Source organism: Bariatricus sp. HCP28S3_A7 (assembly GCF_052066375.1).
Taxonomy (GTDB): domain Bacteria; phylum Bacillota; class Clostridia; order Lachnospirales; family Lachnospiraceae; genus Allocoprococcus.
The window spans coordinates 1-20,369 of sequence record NZ_JBQHSG010000018.1; the positions used below are offsets into that span (position 1 = coordinate 1).

At 46.5% G+C, this 20,369-nt stretch carries 18 protein-coding genes and 1 riboswitch; of the genes, 13 read left to right on the top strand and 5 right to left on the bottom strand.

Translation table 11 applies throughout. The features are described 5' to 3' along the window. The first annotated feature begins 880 nt into the window (after positions 1-880). The 5 genes from ACTNA4_RS11530 to ACTNA4_RS11550 all read left to right on the top strand — a co-directional run bounded on the left by ACTNA4_RS11530 (position 881) and on the right by ACTNA4_RS11550 (position 8,750). On the top strand, positions 881-2,581 hold the full coding sequence (locus tag ACTNA4_RS11530) for a Na/Pi cotransporter family protein (protein WP_441030151.1): 1,701 nt from the start codon (positions 881-883) through the stop codon (positions 2,579-2,581). 178 nt (positions 2,582-2,759) lie between these two features. Further along, positions 2,760-3,359, top strand: a complete 600-nt coding sequence (locus ACTNA4_RS11535) for a hypothetical protein (RefSeq protein ID WP_441030153.1) — start codon at positions 2,760-2,762, stop codon at positions 3,357-3,359. A gap of 42 nt (positions 3,360-3,401) precedes the next feature. After that, positions 3,402-4,859, top strand: a complete 1,458-nt coding sequence (locus tag ACTNA4_RS11540; protein WP_441030155.1) for an SPFH domain-containing protein — start codon at positions 3,402-3,404, stop codon at positions 4,857-4,859. A 67-nt stretch (positions 4,860-4,926) separates the two neighbouring features. Beyond that, positions 4,927-6,054, top strand: coding sequence for an exonuclease SbcCD subunit D (locus ACTNA4_RS11545; RefSeq protein ID WP_441025246.1), 1,128 nt, complete (start codon positions 4,927-4,929; stop codon positions 6,052-6,054). Next, positions 6,051-8,750, top strand: coding sequence for an AAA family ATPase (locus ACTNA4_RS11550; protein ID WP_441030157.1), 2,700 nt, complete (start codon positions 6,051-6,053; stop codon positions 8,748-8,750). Before ACTNA4_RS11545 ends, ACTNA4_RS11550 begins: the two co-directional genes overlap by 4 nt. Here ACTNA4_RS11550 and ACTNA4_RS11555 read toward each other — a convergent pair. The 5 genes from ACTNA4_RS11555 to thiS all read right to left on the bottom strand — a co-directional run bounded on the left by ACTNA4_RS11555 (position 8,681) and on the right by thiS (position 12,316). Continuing rightward, on the bottom strand, positions 8,681-9,307 hold the full coding sequence (locus ACTNA4_RS11555; protein WP_427820155.1) for a thiamine phosphate synthase: 627 nt from the start codon (positions 9,305-9,307) through the stop codon (positions 8,681-8,683). The genes ACTNA4_RS11550 and ACTNA4_RS11555 overlap by 70 nt on opposite strands. Positions 9,308-9,400: 93 nt before the next feature. Continuing rightward, positions 9,401-10,642, bottom strand: coding sequence for a 2-iminoacetate synthase ThiH (gene thiH, locus ACTNA4_RS11560; protein WP_277647370.1), 1,242 nt, complete (start codon positions 10,640-10,642; stop codon positions 9,401-9,403). A gap of 12 nt (positions 10,643-10,654) precedes the next feature. Beyond that, on the bottom strand, positions 10,655-11,431 hold the full coding sequence (locus ACTNA4_RS11565; protein WP_441030160.1) for a thiazole synthase: 777 nt from the start codon (positions 11,429-11,431) through the stop codon (positions 10,655-10,657). A 30-nt stretch (positions 11,432-11,461) separates the two neighbouring features. Then, positions 11,462-12,106 (bottom strand): sulfur carrier protein ThiS adenylyltransferase ThiF, encoded by a 645-nt coding sequence (gene thiF, locus ACTNA4_RS11570; RefSeq protein ID WP_441030162.1) that lies wholly within the window; start codon positions 12,104-12,106, stop codon positions 11,462-11,464. A 6-nt stretch (positions 12,107-12,112) separates the two neighbouring features. Then, the gene (thiS, locus tag ACTNA4_RS11575; protein WP_427820152.1) at positions 12,113-12,316 is read right to left on the bottom strand and encodes a sulfur carrier protein ThiS; all 204 of its coding nucleotides are present in this window, start codon (positions 12,314-12,316) and stop codon (positions 12,113-12,115) included. A 208-nt stretch (positions 12,317-12,524) separates the two neighbouring features. Further along, a riboswitch (TPP riboswitch) is annotated at positions 12,525-12,632 on the bottom strand. A gap of 251 nt (positions 12,633-12,883) precedes the next feature. Between thiS and ACTNA4_RS11580 the strand changes: the two genes are divergently transcribed. The 8 genes from ACTNA4_RS11580 (at position 12,884) to ACTNA4_RS11615 (ending at position 20,343) form a co-directional block, all read left to right on the top strand. After that, entirely contained in the window at positions 12,884-13,018 is a 135-nt protein-coding gene (locus tag ACTNA4_RS11580) for a hypothetical protein (protein ID WP_441030164.1), read from the top strand. Between the two features lie 45 nt (positions 13,019-13,063). Beyond that, complete coding sequence (locus ACTNA4_RS11585) at positions 13,064-14,374, top strand: sensor histidine kinase (protein ID WP_441030166.1); 1,311 nt, start codon at positions 13,064-13,066, stop codon at positions 14,372-14,374. Further along, positions 14,371-15,141 (top strand): response regulator, encoded by a 771-nt coding sequence (locus ACTNA4_RS11590; protein WP_441030168.1) that lies wholly within the window; start codon positions 14,371-14,373, stop codon positions 15,139-15,141. Before ACTNA4_RS11585 ends, ACTNA4_RS11590 begins: the two co-directional genes overlap by 4 nt. Before the next feature lie 223 nt (positions 15,142-15,364). After that, complete coding sequence (locus ACTNA4_RS11595; protein WP_441030170.1) at positions 15,365-18,661, top strand: InlB B-repeat-containing protein; 3,297 nt, start codon at positions 15,365-15,367, stop codon at positions 18,659-18,661. Positions 18,662-18,714: 53 nt separating this feature from the next. After that, entirely contained in the window at positions 18,715-19,401 is a 687-nt protein-coding gene (locus tag ACTNA4_RS11600; protein ID WP_441030172.1) for a hypothetical protein, read from the top strand. 5 nt (positions 19,402-19,406) lie between these two features. Continuing rightward, on the top strand, positions 19,407-19,598 hold the full coding sequence (locus ACTNA4_RS11605; RefSeq protein WP_441030174.1) for a hypothetical protein: 192 nt from the start codon (positions 19,407-19,409) through the stop codon (positions 19,596-19,598). Between the two features lie 35 nt (positions 19,599-19,633). Next, the gene (locus tag ACTNA4_RS11610; protein WP_320812919.1) at positions 19,634-19,900 is read left to right on the top strand and encodes a PqqD family protein; all 267 of its coding nucleotides are present in this window, start codon (positions 19,634-19,636) and stop codon (positions 19,898-19,900) included. Positions 19,901-19,914: 14 nt separating this feature from the next. Then, positions 19,915-20,343, top strand: a complete 429-nt coding sequence (locus tag ACTNA4_RS11615; RefSeq protein WP_441030176.1) for a S24/S26 family peptidase — start codon at positions 19,915-19,917, stop codon at positions 20,341-20,343. The last annotated feature ends 26 nt before the right edge of the window (positions 20,344-20,369 follow it).

Sequence of the window (20,369 nt, forward strand, 5' to 3'; positions counted from 1 at the left end):
TGATAAACTTCTATCAGGAACAACCGTGTTATAGGGTGGCTGACCTCTATTCTACATAGAATGGGGGTGGTGCTGGTGGACAAGAAACCTTTTGATTTCAAGGATTTGATGGCTTTTGGCATGTTCATTCTGGCATTACTGACATTCGTATTTACGTTTATCAGATAATGTTTTAAAGCATAGAAAAACCACCCCAGAACTTTGACGAGAGATGGAGTGGTGATTCTTTAACCATATGTCGAGGTCAACCCCTTGTGGGCGGTTGTTCTCCTTGTGTTTATAATATATCATATCAAACTACAAAACGCAAGGGATGAATTTACTGGAGCAATACATCAGAATGTGGAAAGCAATGTAGAAGCAGATTAAATTACAAGTTCAATGAAAAACAGACTAAAATATGATAAACTTCTATCAGGAACAACCGTGTTATAGGGTGGCTGACCTCTATTCTACATAGAATGGGGGTGGTGCTGGTGGACAAGAAACCTTTTGATTTCAAGGATTTGATGACTTTTGGCATGTTCATTCTGGCGTTACTGACATTCGTATTTACGTTTATCAGATAATGAATTAAGGCATAGAAAAACCACCCCAGAACTTTGACCAAAAAGGGTGGTGATTCTATACTGAATTACAACAATGAGGCCAATCCCCTTGTGGGCGGTTGTTCTCTTTGTGCTTATAATATATCATATCAATCCACAAGGCGCAAGGGATGAATGGGCAATAAGTCAGCAAAAGTTTCCCTCTTCCAAATCATGCATATCAGTCTTCATTTTACACAGATTTAACATTTCTCCGATATGTATTTTACATTCTCAAATTATAGTAAAGAAGATAATAGGATCAATATGAGAATGTGAATAAGGAGAACACTATGAGCGATTCAACAAGAATTGTATTTGGTTTACTGGGAGGACTTGCCATTTTTATTTATGGTATGAATCTGATGAGTGAATGTCTGCAGAAAGCGGCAGGGGAGAGGATGAAGAGCATTCTTGCCCTTCTGACGCGCAATCCTGTCATGGGCGTGCTTGCAGGAGCGCTGACGACGGCGGTGCTGCAGAGCAGCAGTGCGACGACGGTCATGACGATTGGATTTGTCAGTGCCGGTTTGATGAACCTGCCTCAGGCGATTTCGATTATTTTGGGTGCAAATATCGGTACAACGATGACCGCACAGATTATAGCATTTAAGATCAGTGACTACATATATGTGTTTATTTTTGGAGGCTTCATTGCGTCATTTCTTGCGAAAAATGAAAAGGTGAAGAACATCGGACAGACGGTATTTGCTTTTGGACTTTTGTTCCTTGGAATTGAGACGATGGGTGACGTTATGAAACCGCTGGCGTCCAGCCCGGTGTTTACGGATCTGATCGGGAAGGTGGCGGACATTCCGGTTCTGGGAGTTCTGGTAGGTACTTTGATGACGCTGGTTGTGCAGAGCAGCAGTGCAACCATTGCGGTATTGCAGAATTTTGCATCGCAGGCGGGGCCGGATGGCGTGACGAGTATTCTCGGACTTGCGGGCGCGATCCCGATTCTTCTTGGAGATAATATCGGAACGACGATTACGGCAATTCTGGCAAGTGTAGGGCAGCCGAAGGATGCCAGGAGAACCGCAGTGGCACATTGTGTATTCAACGTGTCCGGAGCATGTTTATTCATCTGGTTTGTGAAACCATATGCGCAGTTCGTCCAGTGGATCTCACCGAAAGGACCGGAAGTGGAAGTGATCGCGAGGCAGATTGCGAATGCGCACACTATATTTAATATCGTAATGACGCTTATCTGGATTCCACTTATCGGAATTCTGGTGAAAATAGTTATGACACTTGTGCCGGATGGAAGGAAAATGGTGCATGCGCCGGGCGAACCGCTTTTCCTGGATGAAAAACTGACAGCACAGCCTGCGGCGGCATTGGAACTGGTGACCAAAGAAGTGATCCGCTGCAGCGAGCTTGCAGGCGGTGTACTGGAGGAGCTTGCAAAGACAGTCAGAAAAGAAGAAAAAGATCTGCTTCAGCATGTGCTTGAGAATGTGGAAAATGTTCAGACATTGAGCAAGCATATCACAGATTATCTCTCGGATCTTTTTGCGGCCGGTGTTATGACGGAAGAACAGACATCCCAGACGGCGGGAATGATGTATGTTTTGAGTGATGTGGAACGTCTCGGATCATTGTGCGGAGATATAGCAGAAGCGCTGATGGAACGCCTTGGTAAGAAAAAGCGGTATTCAAAGGAAGCGTTAAAAGATCTGGAAAGCAGTCTGATCCTTATGGGTGACATGTATGCCGATGTGCTGGAGATGATGGTGACGGGAAACGAGGATGGCAGTGCAGAAATCCAGAAAAAGAAGGAAAAGGTCATGGATCTGGATATTGAGATGAGAAAAGCGCATATGAACCGTGTCGGGAAGGGAAAATGCGTGGCAAATCTCACAGTACCGTTCGGACAGATCCTGCACGATATCGACAGAATGGGAAATTGCTGTGTCAATATAGCAGATGCGGTGACCGGTCAGACAAAGCTGCGTAATTTTATGAATGTCCGGCAAGAGCAGGCGAGCTGAGCGGGAAAATAGAATTTATCATATGACAAGGTGCACAATTTGATTAAATACAGATTGTGCACCTTTTTTAATGGTATGAATTTTACAGAAGTTAACGAAAAATAATGTTTATCACTATATTATTTTGTCTCAAATCATGGTAAATTAGTAATATAGAAAATGCTCAGGAGGTGATGCGATGAAACGGATACTGGCATGGATTTTGATTATGGTACTGCTTGTCGGCTGTGCAGGGTGCAAGGAAAATGAAACGGAAAAAGAACAGACGGGGTCTGAAAATTTAGAGACAGCAACGGATGGCGACAATAAGCCCGTTTCCGTGGACAACACAGACGAAACGGAAAATGATGATTTCCGGTTGACATTTTACACGGATCTGTATTCCGAAGAGTATCAGGAATTGGGGAACGCGCAGATGTGGCTGTCCGGTTTTTCGGAAGAGACGGAAGGCAATATTTATCTGGATTATGAAACGTTGAACAAGTATGCGGAGGCCATGTTTCCGGAAACGGGAGTGTACCCTGATATCAAGGAGAGCGATGGCATCATCTGGCCGGAAAGTGCGGAAGATTCTGTTATTGTGAAAGCCAATTTTACAGTAGATGACTCTACAGTAGTCGTTCGGTCGATGGAAGTGACCGATGACCGGAATGTAGATATTACATTGTTGTTCAAAGGAGAGATTGAGGAGTATGCAGTCGTTCACATTTCACCGGTCAGTGAAGTGCAGAACCCATTTAAGTGGGTGATTACAGGAGTGGAACTTGCGAAAGGATAATACATAAAGATAATTAACAAGCAGTGAAAGGAGAATTCAATTATGGGATTAATTAAAGCAGGAATGGGGGCAATCGGCGGGACATTGGCAGATCAGTGGCTGGAGTTTTTCTACTGTGATGCACTTGCCAATGATGTTCTGGTTGTGAAAGGAAAGAAAAGAACGAGCGGACGTTCATCCAACACAAGGGGGAACGATAATGTAATCACCAATGGTTCCGGAATCGCTGTGGCGAACGGGCAGTGCATGATCATCGTGGATCAGGGGAAAATCGTAGAATTCTGCGCAGAACCGGGAGAGTACACTTATAATACTTCGTCAGAGCCAAGTATTTTTACGGGGGATCTGGGAGACGGCATCAAGCAGGCATTCCTGAATATCGGAAAACGTTTTGCATATGGCGGGGACGCCGGAAAGGATCAGCGAGTATATTACTTTAACACCAAAGAGATTATGGATAACAAATTCGGAACACCGAATCCGTTTATGTTTGACGTGGTAAATAAAGAAATCGGTATCCGCAGAACGGTTCAGGTCAGATGCAACGGTGTTTATTCTTATAAGATTACAAACCCGATCCTATTCTATTCAGAGGTCTGTGGAAACGTAGAACAGGAATTTACAAAAGATGAGATTGAAGGACAGCTGAAGACCGAGTTTATCGATGCTCTGCAGCCTGCTTTTGCAGCACTTTCTGAGCTGCAGCTTCGTCCGGCTCAGATTCCTGCGCATGCAAATGAACTGAAAGACGCGATGAACAATACGTTGCGGAATGAATGGTCAGAACGCAGAGGTATTACGATCCAGCGAATTGCCCTCAATCCGATCACGCTGACGGAAGAGGATATGAAGAAGATCAATCAGATGGAAGACGCCGCTTCTATGGGAAGCAATCCATTTATGATGGCAGGGCGCATGACAGATGCAACTGCAGCTACAATGGAAAATGCCGCATCCAATCCGAACGGCTCCATGAACGGATTCTTCGGTATGGGAATGGCAATGAATGCAGGCGGCGGTACAGGAGGATTCCAAGCCGCGCAGAATTTCTACAATGCCGGAGTTCAGCAGCAGGCGGCACAGCAGGAGGCAAACCGTCAGGCAGCGGCAAAGCAGCAGGCAGCACAGCAACAGGCAGCTGCGACCGACACGTGGAAATGCAGCTGCGGCGCAGTTGTAAAAGGCAAATTCTGCCCGGAATGCGGGAAAAAGAAGCCGGAACCAGCGCCTGTTGGATCATGGAAATGTAAATGCGGCGCAACAGTAAACGGAAAATTCTGTCCGGAATGTGGATCGCCAAAACCGGCCGATGACGGATGGACCTGCTCTTGTGGAACGGTGAACAAAGGAAAATTCTGTACAGAATGCGGAGCGAAAAAACCGGCAGGCATCCCGCTCTACCGCTGCGATAAATGCGGATGGGAACCGGATGACCCGGCAAATCCGCCACGCTTCTGTCCGGAATGCGGGGATCCTTTTAATGATGAGGATATCCAGTAAAGAATTTTCTGGATGTATATCTTCCTGAGAGTGGATATCTGGATTTGAGATAAGGAGCTGAAAATTCATGAGAATATTGCATACTTCGGACTGGCATCTTGGAATGTCGGTCGGAACCGGAACGCTGGCAGGTGACCAGCGTTTCTTCTTGGAACAATTATATAGCATCATAGAAGAAGAACAGGCAGATATCCTTCTGCTTGCGGGAGATGTGTATGACAGCAGTGTTTCCAATGCGGAAGCAATCTCTGTTTATAATGAGGCAACAACCAGAATCTGTGCGGATATGGGGAAAAAGATGGTCGTGATCGCAGGAAATCACGATGGTGCAGAGCGGCTCGCAGCATGCAGTGAGCTGCTTAAAGGAGCGGGACTTTATGTGTCGGGCCGCCTGCCCCGAGAGATCACACCGATCCTTGCCGGGAATACAGCGATTTACCCGCTGCCCTTTTTTAACCGCGAGGAGGTCATCGCCTTGTTCCCTGAGAAAAGTACAGAGATTACTTCTCAGGAGAAAGCAATGAAAGTCGTCTGCGACCATATCCGGGAAGAGATGGATCCGTCTCGTTTCAATATTGTGGTGGCACATGCGCTGATCGTAAGTGCAGAGCTTTCCGAATCGGACCGGTCGGCGAGAGTCGGACAGGCATCGGCTGTTTCCAAAGATGTATTCGAAGGCTTCGATTATGTTGCGCTCGGGCATATTCACAAGCCGCAGATGATCGACGAGCATATCTGTTATTCGGGAAGCCCGGTAAAGTATTCCTTTGGAAATGAAGAGGGCCAGCAAAAAGGAGTCGTGCTCATCGATACCGAATCTTCCGAGATTCGAACCATACCGATTCAGATGCTGCATGACCGTAAAACTGTGCGGGGGACCTATGAAGAAATCATAGAAAGGGAAGATCTGTCAGAGGATTATCTGAGGCTCTATGTAAGTGACCGGTATGCCGGTCTGGAACTGTTGTCCGCATTGCAGCAGAAGTTTCCTTATTTATTGGAGCTTTACGGGAAAGCATTGGAAGAAGGGGACGGTCAGACGGCATTGACGGTAGGAGAACTTCAGTCGCTGGACGAAGTGGATATCATGATGAGATTTTGCGGGGAAAATGGCGGAGCCCTTCCAAATGAAGAACAGCTTTCACTTTTTAAGGAAGTACTGGAATGGTGTGAGAAAGAAGGTGAATTATCATGAGACCTGTATCGCTTAGATTTCGCTGTTTTGGTCCTTATATGGAAGAACAGTTTATTGATTTTGAGGCACTCGAAAAGAGTGGGCTCTTTCTGATCTGCGGTGAGACGGGCGCCGGGAAAACGACGATTCTGGACGCTATCTGTTATGCACTTTATGGTAAATCCAGCGGCGGACTGCGGGGGGATATGAGCGTGATGCGCTGCAAACTGGCGGAAAAAGAAGATGAGACAATGGTGGAATTTGTATTTGATGCCGGTCAAAAGAGATATAAATTCACACGTTCTTTGCGTTATGGGAGAAAGAATCTGAAGGATTATCACAATTGTATGGTTCTGGAGGATGGAAATTATGTTCCGATATTTGCAAATCCTAAAAAGCAGAACGTGAGCGCCAAGGCAGAAGAAATCATCGGCTTAAACGATGAGCAGTTCCGACAGGTCGTGATCCTTCCGCAGGGACAGTTTGAGCGATTTCTGGTTTCGGATTCGGCAGAAAAAGAAAGCATCCTCGTCAGTCTGTTTGGGGCGGACAAATGGCAAAAGATCGCGGAGGAGATTTATCGGAGAATTACGGAAGAAGACCAAAAGCTCATCCGTGAAAGAGCAGATATCCAAAGCCGCCTGAAAGACTATTCCTGTGAAAATGTGGAAGAACTGCAGATCCTGGCAGCCCAAAAAGAGCAGGAACTGATCCGTCTGCAAAGTCTTGCCGAACGTGTGGAAAAAGAAATGGCAGAAAAGAAAAGGCGTTATGAGCAGGCAGTACTACTGAATGCGGAATTTGAAGTTCTGGAAAAATGGCAGATAAAAATGGAGCAGCTGAAAGCAAAAGCGGGAAAGATGGAAGCGACCGCGCAAAGGCTTGCCAAATCGGATATAGCGGATCAGATCCAGCCTTTATATGCAGAGACGGTCAGAGCCAAAGAGGAATATGCCCGGCGAAAGAATGCCCAGAAGTCCGCAGAAGAAGAAAAAATTGCGGCTGAATGCAGACTGCAGGGAATACAGAACAAGCAGAATAAGCATGAAGAAATGCGGGTGACATACGATCGGGAAACCAAACGTCTTGCATTGTTGGAGCGTGCAGAGGGTCTGTATGAATCTTTGGAACAGAAGAAAGGCATGGCAGAAAACGCTGAAAAAGAATGGAACCTGCTGAAGAAAAAGCTTGCGGACAAGAAACAGTCTTTTGAACAGGCCAATGTTGTTTGGATGGAAGCGATGGAAAGTCAGCAAAAGTGTATGGATGCATATACCGCTGCTCAGAAACAGTATCTGGACGGAATCAGTGGTACGCTGGCTGAGAAGCTGATACCTGGAGAGCCCTGCCCGGTGTGCGGAAGCAGGGAACATCCGAAGCCGGCGAGACTGAGCCAGAAGAAGGTGACAGAAAAGGAATTGGATACCCTGAATAACAAGCTCAACGCATGCACCAAAGCAGTCAGCAGGAATGCAGAACTTCGCAGGAACGCGGAAGCGGTATACCAGAATTTACAGCAGGAGGCCGGAAAAGCTGAGCAGAATATGATTGCCCTTCAAACTGCCTATGAAGAACTTCTGGGGCAGAAAATTAGCGGTATCGAAAATGCGATGCAGCTTTTGAAGGAGCGTAAAACATCAGAAACATGGATTCTTTCTTTCCGGGAAGAAGAGAAACAGATCCAGCAGTTGCTGACAGCAGTTCAGGGAGAAGTGACTGCAGCGAACGTGCAGCTCGCAAAAGCACAAGAAGCATCCAAAGAGGGAAAACTGCGATTTGAAGAACAGCAAACGATATGGAAGCAGGCATTATCAGAGCATGGATTTGCAGATGAGGAAGAATTTATTCGCAGCCTGATGCAGACAAAGGAAAAGAACACTTGCCGGGAGACATTGATTTCCTATCGGACTACTTTGGAAAATGTGAGAACTGAAGAGCAAAAACAACAGGAAAAACTGGAAGGAAAGATCCGGCCGAAGCTGAAAGAGATGGAATACGAACTGCAGATTGCTGAGACTGAGCAGAAAAACAGATCCAAAGAATTGATTCTGGCACAGCAGGAGGTTCAGCGCATAAAACGAATAGAAGAATCCCTCGCCAAACGGAAAGCAAAATATGAGACAGAACGCATCCGTGTCGATGCGAATCTGGAATTTGCAGGACGTCTCCGGGGAAGATCCGGGATCAGCCTTCAAAGATATGTGCTCGGCGTGATGCTTTCCTCGGTCACCGTAGAGGCCAATCGCCTCTTAAAACAGGTGCATGGCGGGCGCTACCGCCTCTATCGGACGAATGAAATCGCAGGAACCAGCCATAAAGGCGGTCTGGAACTGGAAGTACTGGATGCATTAAGCGGAGGAAGAAGAAGCGTGACGACCCTGTCCGGAGGAGAAAAATTCCTTGTCGCACTCAGCCTTGCAATTGGCCTTTCGACCATCGTACAGACCCAGGGCAACGGCATGCGCCTTGGAGCCATGTTTGTCGATGAAGGATTCGGAACGCTGGATCAACATTCCGTTTACGATGCATTGGAAGTCCTTCAGGGAATACAAAAGGCCAACGGCCTGGTCGGAATCATATCCCATGTAGAAATGCTGAAGGATGTGATTCCTGTAAAATTGGAAATCCTGAAAGGGAAGAATGGAAGTTATATTTCCATCATCCCCGACATAATGCAGCCTCCGATTGCCCCACACTTCATCACTTCTTCAATCTGACCGGTTCCCGGGTTAATTCCCCCGATAGCGTAGACCGGAATATTCACAGCCTGACAGATACTGCGAAGAAACTCCGTCCCTCTCGGCGGCAGATCCTTTTTGCAGTCGGTGGCATAAATATGACCTGCAGTAATATAAGAGGCCCCCAGCCGTTCCGCTGTTTTTGCTTCACCTACCGAATGAACGGAAGTGCCAATACTTACGAAAGGTTCGTAGAATGTATACGGCAGGGTCCCTTCTTTTATCTCGACAGCAAATTTGCGAAAGAGTTCAAGCGGCAGATGAATATTTCCCGTTCCGAGTTCTTTCGCAACATGAATATAGGTGTGCAAAATGCAGGGGATATCATAAGCCTTGCAGATTTCCAGAACCTGTGCGGCAAGTTTTTTATACTCGTCTGCCGAAAGATCTTTTTCGCGCAGCATGATTGCCTCCGGATGGCATTTGCAGATCCTCTCGATCTGCTCTAAAAAGGGCCGTTTACTTAAGTGCCGGTTGGTAACGGCGATCACATTCTGAAATGGATTATGTTCGCAATCGTTATTCGTATCATTCATATATCAATCATCCTTTCCTGGTACGGCAATCTGCAAATGGCGGTGCCGGTGTGGCGCCTGCAAAACGCCGTACCAGGAGAGTCAGATGCATTGCTATACATAAATATAATCATTCATAACGGGCTGAAGATCATGCGCCAGAAGCGCGTCATAAACTTCTTTGACAGAACGGTCATCGGAGATTTCGAACTGGTCATCGCCTTTTTCTTCAATATCATCCGCATGTTCCCCGATACCGGTGCTGACGCCGGCGGAGATCTTCGTTGCGGCAATATTTACCATATTATCACGCACTCTTGCGCACTCACGAGTGGAGACTGTGATGCTGGCAAATGGCATGAACAAACGGTAAGCGCACACAACCTGAAGAAGCTGGGGCTCGTGAACATCCATCGGATTGATCCGGTCATTGTTGATGATCGGGCGGAGCCGGGGGCAGGAAAATGCGATCTCGGCGTGTGGGTATTTCCGCTGAAGCAGGTAGGCGTGATAGCCTGTGGCAAATGCATCTTTGCGGAAATCATCCAGTCCCAGAAGAGCACCGAAGCCGACACCACGCATTCCGCCCATCAGAGCACGTTCCTGTGCGTTCAGACGATACGGGAAAATACGTTTGTGTCCCGCCAGATGCAGCGTCTCATATTTATCGGAGTTATAGGTCTCCTGGAAAACGGTTACGTAGTCGGCTCCGCATTCGTGGAGATAAGCATATTCGTCCGAGTTCATCGGATACACCTCAAGGCCAATAACCCGGAAATATTTCCGGGCGATCTTGCAGGCCTCACCAATGTATTTTACATCGGATTTGGCACGGCTTTCACCGGTCAGGATCAGAATCTCCTGAAGTCCGGTTTCAGCGATGGCCTGCATCTCTTTTTCAATCTGTTCCGGGTTAAGCATAGCACGATTGATCTTGTTATGGCAATTAAAACCGCAGTAAATACAATAATTTTCACAGTAATTGGCAATATAGAGCGGTGTGAACATGTAAACACTGTTGCCGAAATGCTTCCGTGTCTCCCGTCGTGCCTCCTGCGCGATCTCCTCAAGGAGCGGGAGGGCGGCAGGAGAAAGAAGCGCTGCGAAATCCTCCGGAGTCCGGTTGTCATGGGCAAGGGCGCGGCGCACGTCAGCTTCCGTATATTTCTCGTAATCATAATGGTTCATGGCATCAATGACTTTGTCCATGATATCGGAATGCGGATCCTCCATTCCCGGCAGATACGTCATGTGGTCGATTCGGTTTTGCTTTAAATCCTCCAGAATCACTTCATTTACGATACTCTCGTTCCAGTGCTCCTTGGAAGAATTCTCTGTTATGGTATCCTGACTCATAAATCGCACCTCCTAATCCTGAAGATACCCGGTCAGCGGTGAAGATGCGCTGGCACCTTTGTCGAGTGTTCTTCCCATGCCGGAAAGATAAGCGCTTCGGCCCGCTTCGATTGCCTTCTTAAAGGCCTCAGCCATAGCCGGTATATCACCTGCAGTAGCGATTGCGGTATTTGCCATGACGGCAGCAGCACCCATTTCCATCGCTTCGCAGGCCTGGGAAGGACGGCCGATTCCGGCATCGACAATGATCGGAAGATCGATTTCGTTGATCAGGATCTGAATAAATTCTCTGGTACAAAGACCCTTGTTGGAGCCGATCGGAGAACCAAGCGGCATGATGCAGGCAGCACCTGCATTTGCAAGATCACGTGCGGCATTCAGATCCGGATACATATACGGCATTACGACAAAACCTTCTTTTGCGAGAATCTCTGTCGCCTTGATAGTCTCATAATTGTCCGGCAGTAGATATTTGGAGTCATGTACCACTTCAATTTTAACAAAATCACTTCCGCACACTTCGCGGGAAAGGCGGGCGATCCGGACTGCTTCGTCCGCAGTTCTGGCGCCGGAGGTGTTCGGAAGGAGGGTAACGGTATCCGGGATATAGTCCAGAATATTGGCGAGACCACCCTCATTTGCACGGCGCAGCGCAAGCGTAATGATCTGAGCATCCGCCTTCTCGATACATGCTTTTACAAGGTCCAGCGAAAATTTGCCGGAGCCGAGGATAAAACGGGAGGTGAATTCATGTCCTCCGAGGATAAATTTGTCATTTGTCTTACTCATAAGGTTTCCTTCTTTCTGTTTTGCTTCTTCTTATACACATTCTTCGCCAAGTAACAGGCGCGTGATCATATTTGCTTCATGGGCCGCGCAGATTGCAACCCGGGGAGCCATTAACCCCCTCGCGTAGGCAGGCTCGGTGACCTCATCTCCGCAGAGATAGAAGTTTGGCAGGACCCGCCGGGTATGGATCAGATTACTGCTCTCAAACCCCGCCATTCCGGAAGCCGATACCAGTTTTTTCTCCGGAAAATGCTCCAGAACGCCATTTACCAGCATGGCCTTGCATTCCGGCACATCAAATGCTTCGCAGATAATGTCTTCATTATTAAAAAGTATCTCAATATTTTCTTCGGTCACACGTACCTGATCGGTTACGATATCAAGATAAGGATTGATGCGCAGAAGCTCGGATTTCAAAGCCTCTGTTTTCGGCATTCCGACATGCTCCAGAAAATATTGCTGTCGGTTTAAGTTGGTCAGGTCCACAACGTCAAAATCGACGAGATGAAGATGCCCGACACCGATACGCGTCAGGGCAAATGCCACATTGGAACCCAGACCGCCGAGCCCTGCGATGGCAACGCGGCCCGCCTCAAGGCGCTTCTGCACTTCTTCAGAATGGCGTATTACTAAAGCCTCATGGATGTCTTCTTTCGATACAATCGTGTCTCTCATAATGATCTAGCCTCCTCCTACAAAAGTTACAACTTCCATGGTATCCGCTTCCGTAAGTGTTGTGGCAGAATAGGCGGATTTAGGAAGAATAGCGCCGTTTAATTCCACTGCGATCCGGGTCAGCGTGTAATTGCGCGATGTTAAGAATTCCGTGACCGTGACCGGATTTTCGAGTTCTACTTTAGAACCGTTGACTGTGATATGAATCATGAATGCGATCCTCCTTTCTGAACAATCAAGGTCATTTCTGCAAAAAAAGAAGTCCACAAAGAAATGTACCCGTGGTGGTGCACCCCTTCATGAACTCATAATGCTGGTTCAATCTCAATTGTTCCCTGTATATATTTGTAAAATGTAAATTGCCGGTTTGAATGATTGCATGAAAAAACGGGAGATGCCATAGGCTTCTCCCGCGATCTTAGCTCTTTTGCGTTTGTTCCTACGTTGGCATTATCCAAATCAGGTATGCGGGTCGAAGTTCTGAACTTCCTCTCAGCCTGGCGCACAAGCTCCCCGGATCAATTTACAAGATTCAGTATAAAGACATGTAAAAGGATTGTCAAGAATAGATTAAATAAAAAAGATGTAACTGTTCAGAGCCAACCTCGAAAACACCTCGTGTTTCCTCAGTGTGGCGTATCCGCCAAATAGATATGTACAAAAAAGTGCTTGGCTCTGAACAGTTATAAAAAGATAATATTATAATTGCTTGAACAAATATGGACAAAATGGTACACTCTAAATGTATAAAAAAGCAACAAAATGGCGATATTTGTCATGATAGTGGTGTCAATGCTGGCAGAGTGGGCAGGTGTCGTTATGAATGAGGCACCGGAAAATGCTGGTGGAGACCGATGCATTAACCGGGCTGTTCAGCTGATCTGCGGAGCGGCGGATTTAAAGTTGATCTGAAGACGGGAACAGAAAGACGGGAACAGAAAGACGTAAGAGTGGTTTATGATAAGTATGCTAAATGAAATGATAGAATTGAATGTGGGTTTACTTTGTTTTGCCATATTGATCAATATTTTTCTCCTGGGCGGTGCGCTCACGGATGAGGGACGTAACAAACCATTTATGCAGAATTTTATTCGACTTATGTTTGCGAATATCTTTATGCTGACAGGTGAAGTGCTCATCTGGCTGACAGACGGTGTGCCGGGCAGAGTGGTTCTGTTGAAAACCGGATTTGTACTTTCCTGCGGATGCGGCTATCTGGTGCTGATCTGTTTTGCATACTGTCTGGTAAGCTTTCTTCGGGAAAAAAAGAAGGTTTCCTGGAAATTTGCACATGCAATTGCTGTATCATGTGCCGTCTCTGCGGTGCTGAACATTATGTCCGTCTATAACGGTACATTATTCTATATCGATGCCACAGGAACATTTACATATACAGATCTTTACATGATTGTCAATCTCTTTGATTTGAGTATCATTTTTACGCAAATAATCTATGTCTTAAAGTATCGGAAGACATTGACACGCAGAGGCACGTTCATCCTTCTGACTTTCAGCATTTTCCCACTGGCAGCGATGCCGCTTCAGCTGTTCTGGGATACCACGCCCAAATGTATGGCAACCACCATGTCACTGATTGCGCTGTATATGCTGTTTCAGGGGGAACTGACCAGGCAGCTGGCAGAAAAGAAGAAGGAACTGGCGGAAAAAGAACGTCAGCTTGGTGAAAGCCGGATTGCTACTATGATCAGCCAGATCCAGCCCCATTTTATCTATAATACACTGGGAACGATTGAACAGCTCTGCCTGGAACAGCCGGAGAGGGCATCGAAGCTGGTCCACGATTTCAGTTTGTATCTTCGTGGGAATTTCAGTCAGATTGATAATGCGGCGCTTATCGGAATTTCCAGGGAACTGGAGCATGTACGGCACTATGCGGATATCGAACAGACTCGATTCCCGGATATGACGATTCAATTTGATCTGCATTCCAGTGAGTTCCTGTTGCCGGCCCTGACCATTCAGCCTCTGGTGGAAAATGCCATCAAACATGGACTGATGAAGTTGGAATCCGGAGGTACGGTGACGATCCGCACCTTCGAGACGGACAGGTATTATTGTGTCAGCGTAGTCGACGATGGCGTGGGCTTTGATCCGTCCGTGCTTCGCGATGAGACAAAGCATATCGGGATCCGGAATATCCGTGGCCGTCTGGAAGCCATGTGTAATGGTACATTGATGATAGACAGTGCACCGGGAAAAGGAACCACAGCTTTGATCAGGATACCAAAGGAGGATGAAGATAAATGATTGCGATAACGGTAGATGATGAGAGACCTATGCTGACGGCTTTGACGAAGTCGGTTCTGGCGTCACCGGATATCACTTCGGTGGAGGAATTTTCCACTTGCTCGGCTGCGCTGGAGTGGAGCAGGAATCATTCGGTGGATATTGCATTTCTTGATATCAGTATGCGCGGCATGGGCGGTCTTGCCCTTGCAGAAAGCATTACAGAGATACGGCCAAACTGCAAAATCATCTTTTGCACCGGATTTTCCCAATATGCAGTAGATGCCTTTCGACTTCATGTATCCGGTTATCTGTTGAAGCCTGTCACTGCGGAAGATGTACAGAGAGAAATTGATCATATCAAAGGAGCGAAAACAAAAGAAAAGCTTTTGACCGTGAAATGCTTTGGTTACTTTGAAGTTTTGTTCCGGGGCGAGGCATTACGCTTTAAACGTTCCAGGTCGAAAGAACTGCTTGCAGTGCTGGTGGACCGAAAAGGGGCAGAGATGACGGCAAAACAGATCTGTGCCATCATGTGGCCGGAGAGCGACGATGATGAAAAAAGTATGAACTATTTACACCAGCTGTTCTATGATTTGCGAAATGCACTGGAAGCGGTCCATGCAGAAGAAATCTTACAACAGAATGGCTATTATTACTCTCTGGATAAGGAGAGGATTGACTGCGATTACTACAGCTTTCTGCAAACCGGAAAACCGGAATTCCGCGGTGAGTATATGACCCAGTACAGTTGGGCAGAGGAAACGTGCGCACTGCTGTGGAAATAAGTTATATTGTGTTGCATATTGAAATAAATTTACGAGTGTAGTAAGATGTAATCTGGATAATAGCTTTATTTTGTTTACTTCTGTATAGAAATTTTGCACTTGATTCGTTATAAACGAGGGATTTGTAATAGGTTTGTAATGGGGATTGTGTTAGAATGCAGACAAGAAAAATATGGTTTCAGGACATTTGGAGTACGGATGTTAATGCAAGGTGGGATTATAGATGGCAGATAATAAGAAGAAACAGGTGAAAAGGTGGTCGGCCAGCATACCGGGGACGCTGCTTCGGATCGGATTGATTCTGGGAGTGGCGGCGGTATTGGTGTTTGGTGCGGAGAGTTCAACGAATAGTACAAAAGATAATAATAGAAAGCTGCAGAATGGTAGTTTTGAAGAGGGGCAGACGTGGACGAATAGCTACCTGCAACTTAATCAAAGTGATGTGCCCTCATGGAATACCACGGCCTATAGTCCTAAAGTCATTGAACTGTTAAGAGAAAATAAAAGCGTATACATTCCGAATGTAACTGTAAAGCCGTCGAAAGGGGACTACGCTGCAGAGCTGAACGCGGATGAAGAAAGTACCCTTTACCAGAATGTCAAGACCACCCCCTCCAGCGTTTACGAATGGGGGCTAGATCATGGCGCTCGTAATGGTACGGATACTATGGCGTTGGTGATTGGACCGAAGCAGAGCGTGGCTCCCTCAAAACCAAGCAAAGCAGGACGAGATCAGCTGATGCAGATGGTGGACTGGCTGATTGCTCAGGGAAAAACATCTGTTAAGACCAGTGCCGGATTAGGGGAACGACTTACTGTATATAGCAAAAAGTTTGCTGCAAATGGTACCTTTAAAGACAATGCGGGTAATAATGCGTTCAGTCTGACTCCGAGTACGATTTATACGGAAGAATGGCATATCTGGATCATGGCGTCCAGCAGGGCAACAAGTGGTACAAATCCATGGAACTCCTATGGCTCCAACGCGGAAGGCTCCGCGGGGAGTGATAATGGATCCGGCAGTACAACGGTGGATCTGAGTAAGTATTATCTCTATACCGTGCCGGCTGGTCAGACGGAGACCCTCTTTGCCTTTGTTTCCGTTGGCTTTGATCAGCCTGCGACCACTGCTGATAAAGCAAAGACATATGGAAACTTCCTTGATAATATCAATTTCCAGCTTTACCATCCGTTGTCAGGAAGCTCAACCACCCACGGCAGCGCCGTGGTCGGCGGCAGCGACGGAACGACCGCGGGCGGGGGGACAGCGAACAGCGGTCATACGGTTACCGTAGATAACAAGTTGACCACATATGTGACGGATGGCGAGCCACTGAAAATCCAGGCTATTGTAAAGAAAGCTGATGCTGATGCCGGATGCGAGTTTGTGGGTGTCTATTATACAAAACAGGATGAAAATGGAAATCCGAAGACTGAATTTTTGCAACTGGCAGGAAAAGAAATCGAAGATACCGGCAGCCTGACTGATGAACAGAAAAAGGGAAAATGGATCAAATCAACGAATGACGCTGGCGATATCATTTATACTTATTATCTGGATAACGTTACTTCGGCAACGGATTTACACTTTGTCTTCATCAAAAATCCTACCGTCACCTATGACCCTAATGGCGGTGAGGATTACGTGGTGGAAAGAACCTATAACACAAATGAAGCACCGAATGTGTACAGCTTCAAACCGGCTATGCTTACAGAAAATACAGGCGGAGTGGATGCGACGACTGGTGCCACGCCGAAGGAGTCGTTTATTTCCCCGTATGTATCCCACGCGGCGGAAGGTCAGAATGACGGCTGGAAATTTATGGGCTGGTTACTGACCGGTGATAAACTGGAAAAAACTGGCGAAAAAGAAACACATGTAAATGAGGATCAGTTAGGCAAGTTAATACTTCCAGCCGTACATACCATAGCATGTAATTACTCTGTCAAAGGAGCGACAGAAGAGACAGCAGCACAACATTTTAACATTTATAATGGGAACGTGTCATTGACGAAAACAATTAATAAAACGGGTAATGAGATTGATGGTGTGACTTGGAAAGATAACGGGGAAGAAAGGGCGTATGCAAATGACCATAAAGGTCTCACCATGGTAGCACAGTGGCGTTGGCGTCAGGCGTTTATTCCACAGGTGGGCAGCGGCACTAACTATACGGATTCTGCCAACGGCGGCACCGTCGAAATTACCAGTGTGACAGATACATCCGATACGAATTATAATGCTGCATATAATGCGAATGGCGGCAAATCCTACCATGCTGAAACAGATGAGACGATAACAGCCACAGCAACTGCAGAAGATGGTTTTACATTTGAGGGATGGTATGACGCAAAGGGAAATTTGATTACAACAAATACTACCTACACCTATGTGGAAACCAAGGAAAGTGTCAATACATACTATGCCAGATTTTCAGGCAGTGTGACGCAGACCTATATCCGCCAGGTGAAAAATGGAGATACCTGGGAAGATACGACAGATGATAAAATCGGAACGCTTGGACGTTATACTTATACCGATGCGGTTGGAATGCCGATCAGTTCCACGGCAACGGCAGGAACCGGTTATAAATTTGTGGGGTGGTATGACTCGACTGGCAACAAGGTTGCAGATACTATGCTTATTAATGATGGCGCAACAATCAGTTATACTACAACAGGTGATGCCACATATTATGCCAGATTTGAGACCGTATATACCGTCAAATTTGTCGCGCAGACAAAGCAAGCCAATGGAAGTTTCAAGACGGATAACGTTGGAGGCAAGGTTTCGGTAGCATCTGTGACGGATGTGGATGGAGCGGCGGCAAGTTCCAAAGCAACAGCAAATTCCGGATATAAATTCCTTGGATGGTATGATAAAGATGGGAAGCAGTTAAGTACGAATGCCACATATTCGACTACAACGATATCGGCAACTAATGGTGTTACATACTATGCAAGATTTGAGATTGTGTATAATCCGACTGTTGAAAATAAAGTATATCTCTCTTTCATTGCCGAAAGTGCAGGAACGCAGATTCCATCTGCATTCGATGGCAGAGATGCCGGAACCGGAAAGAATACAAATGATTATGGACTTGACAGCAAATTCGGCAATACAATCGCGACTGGTTTCAAGTACTCTCTTAATACCATGACGGATGTGAGTACCATCCAGATTACCGTAACTGTCCCAGCCTCTGCCTATGTAAAAGTAGGAGGCACCGGGAAATTTACTGGCAATGGCACGTCCATCCTGACTGACAGTGCCGGTGTTGTATACAACAAAGGAAGCATCCAGCAGATCAGCGGAGCAACAACGCTTACTTATTACTGGGATGCATCCGGACTACAGGCGAATACAACATATGGCTTCATCATCGACAACCTCTACGCTCCGGGAGCGACAGCCACGATTACAGTCAACGGCACATCCGGAACCAAAGTAACTAATGACAATGGCGTGGTCAATACCTCCTCGGGAGAGTATAGAGGCAAATCCCATTATTCAAAATAAAGTGGGAGCAGACATAACAAATCATTTATCAGGAAAGAAGGGAAAACCAGAACATGATCTATGAGATTGCCGGACTAAAATTAGAGATGTTTCCAAAATACGGACGTCTTATGCACCAGAGTGAATCTTATAGATCATCAGGTGTCCCTATCATGACAGTAAAACCGGATCCATACGACGAAGCGCGTGTGGTGATGGACAGGCCCTCAGAAAATGAGAGGGAATACATTTGCTGCAGTGCAGCATTTTGCCGGGGAATCATACCGTACGGACGATTTTTCCTCCATGCTTCGGCAGTAGTTTATGAGGGAGAAGCGTATCTGTTTTCCGGTCCGTCCGGCACCGGCAAATCGACACACACGGAGTTGTGGAGAGAACGATTTCCACAGAGCTACATTTTAAATGATGATAAACCCGTGATCTGGCCGGAAGAAGACCGGATCACCGCATGGGGCACCCCATTTGCCGGAAAGACCAATCTGCAGGTGAATCGGGGAGTTCCGCTTAAGGGAATCTGCTTTCTGAAGCAGGGAGATGAGAACCGGATTTGGCCGGTTACGGAGGATACGGCACTGGCGTTATTGCTGAATAACACCTACCGTCCGAAGAGTAACGATGGAATGAACCGTTTGCTCGATATGATGGAACAAATCGTGACACGGATCAATATATATGAGATGACCTGTACACGGGGGATGGAAGCGGCAGAACTAGCGTATCAGGTAATGAAAGGAAAGTGATTTTGATGAATAAGGCAAAAAAACCATATGAACCACCCAGACTGAAGATTTATCAATTTGACGATAACGATCAGATATTGACAGCAAGCGGAGACATTGGAGGGGGAGGTACGACAACGGATCCGGATCCGACTGCTGAATACGCAGCAAACGCTTTGAATAAATTCATGAAGGGAACCAACACTACGATTGAATAGCAGAGCAGAAAAGAATTTACTGAGAAGGGAAAGCTATGCGTCTGATAGAGGATCATATATTAAGAAGGGTACACGGCAATGTGGTACTTGTGCCGTTATCTGACAATGAAACGGACTTCAAGGGAATGATCGTTTTGAATCATTCCGGGGAATTTGTCTGCAGGATGCTGCAGCAGGATACGAATAGAGAGCGCCTGATCGAGGGACTTGCACTGGAATATGAGATGAAACCGGAGCAGGTGGCAGCAGATCTGGATGCGTTCCTGTCGGAGCTGGATGCCTGCCACATATTAATACGATGAAAGAGACAGGGAATTTGAAGCAGTGTTTAGAAGAACTTGGATATGCAGTCGTGCCGACTGTAGGCAACAGTATGTTGCCGATTCTGCAGGAGGGAAAGTGCATGGTACAGGTCATTCGAATAGAAGGAAAGCCATTACAGGAGGGGGACGTTGTTCTCTACCGGAGAAAGAATGGCGCATATATTCTGCACAGAATTATGAGAAAAATAGAAGAAGACACATTTCTGGTGTGTGGAGATCATCAGTGGAGGCTCGAGGAAGAGATACAGAAAGAACAGATCCTTGCTGTCATGCAGGGATTTTTAAAAAATGGTCATTATGTAGATGATAACACCTGGTGGTACCGGATCTATAAGATAATCTGGAACCGGAATCTGCTGATCCGAAGATGCTGTCTGGCATTTTTGCGATTAAGCGGTCTGGAGAAGAAATGGCTAAGGTAAGTGGTTAGGATAAGTAGTAAGATAAG

Coding starts and splice junctions, on each gene's coding strand:
- ACTNA4_RS11610 (WP_320812919.1), top strand. CDS start 19,634: ATGCGTCTGATAGAGGATCATATATTAAGAAGGGTACACGGCAATGTG.
- thiH (WP_277647370.1), bottom strand. CDS start 10,642: ATGAGTCAGGATACCATAACAGAGAATTCTTCCAAGGAGCACTGGAAC.
- ACTNA4_RS11535 (WP_441030153.1), top strand. CDS start 2,760: ATGAAACGGATACTGGCATGGATTTTGATTATGGTACTGCTTGTCGGC.
- ACTNA4_RS11545 (WP_441025246.1), top strand. CDS start 4,927: ATGAGAATATTGCATACTTCGGACTGGCATCTTGGAATGTCGGTCGGA.
- ACTNA4_RS11550 (WP_441030157.1), top strand. CDS start 6,051: ATGAGACCTGTATCGCTTAGATTTCGCTGTTTTGGTCCTTATATGGAA.
- ACTNA4_RS11580 (WP_441030164.1), top strand. CDS start 12,884: ATGATAGTGGTGTCAATGCTGGCAGAGTGGGCAGGTGTCGTTATGAAT.
- ACTNA4_RS11600 (WP_441030172.1), top strand. CDS start 18,715: ATGATCTATGAGATTGCCGGACTAAAATTAGAGATGTTTCCAAAATAC.
- ACTNA4_RS11565 (WP_441030160.1), bottom strand. CDS start 11,431: ATGAGTAAGACAAATGACAAATTTATCCTCGGAGGACATGAATTCACC.
- ACTNA4_RS11595 (WP_441030170.1), top strand. CDS start 15,365: ATGGCAGATAATAAGAAGAAACAGGTGAAAAGGTGGTCGGCCAGCATA.
- ACTNA4_RS11555 (WP_427820155.1), bottom strand. CDS start 9,307: ATGAATGATACGAATAACGATTGCGAACATAATCCATTTCAGAATGTG.
- ACTNA4_RS11530 (WP_441030151.1), top strand. CDS start 881: ATGAGCGATTCAACAAGAATTGTATTTGGTTTACTGGGAGGACTTGCC.
- ACTNA4_RS11540 (WP_441030155.1), top strand. CDS start 3,402: ATGGGATTAATTAAAGCAGGAATGGGGGCAATCGGCGGGACATTGGCA.
- ACTNA4_RS11605 (WP_441030174.1), top strand. CDS start 19,407: ATGAATAAGGCAAAAAAACCATATGAACCACCCAGACTGAAGATTTAT.
- ACTNA4_RS11585 (WP_441030166.1), top strand. CDS start 13,064: ATGATAAGTATGCTAAATGAAATGATAGAATTGAATGTGGGTTTACTT.
- thiF (WP_441030162.1), bottom strand. CDS start 12,106: ATGAGAGACACGATTGTATCGAAAGAAGACATCCATGAGGCTTTAGTA.
- ACTNA4_RS11590 (WP_441030168.1), top strand. CDS start 14,371: ATGATTGCGATAACGGTAGATGATGAGAGACCTATGCTGACGGCTTTG.
- thiS (WP_427820152.1), bottom strand. CDS start 12,316: ATGATTCATATCACAGTCAACGGTTCTAAAGTAGAACTCGAAAATCCG.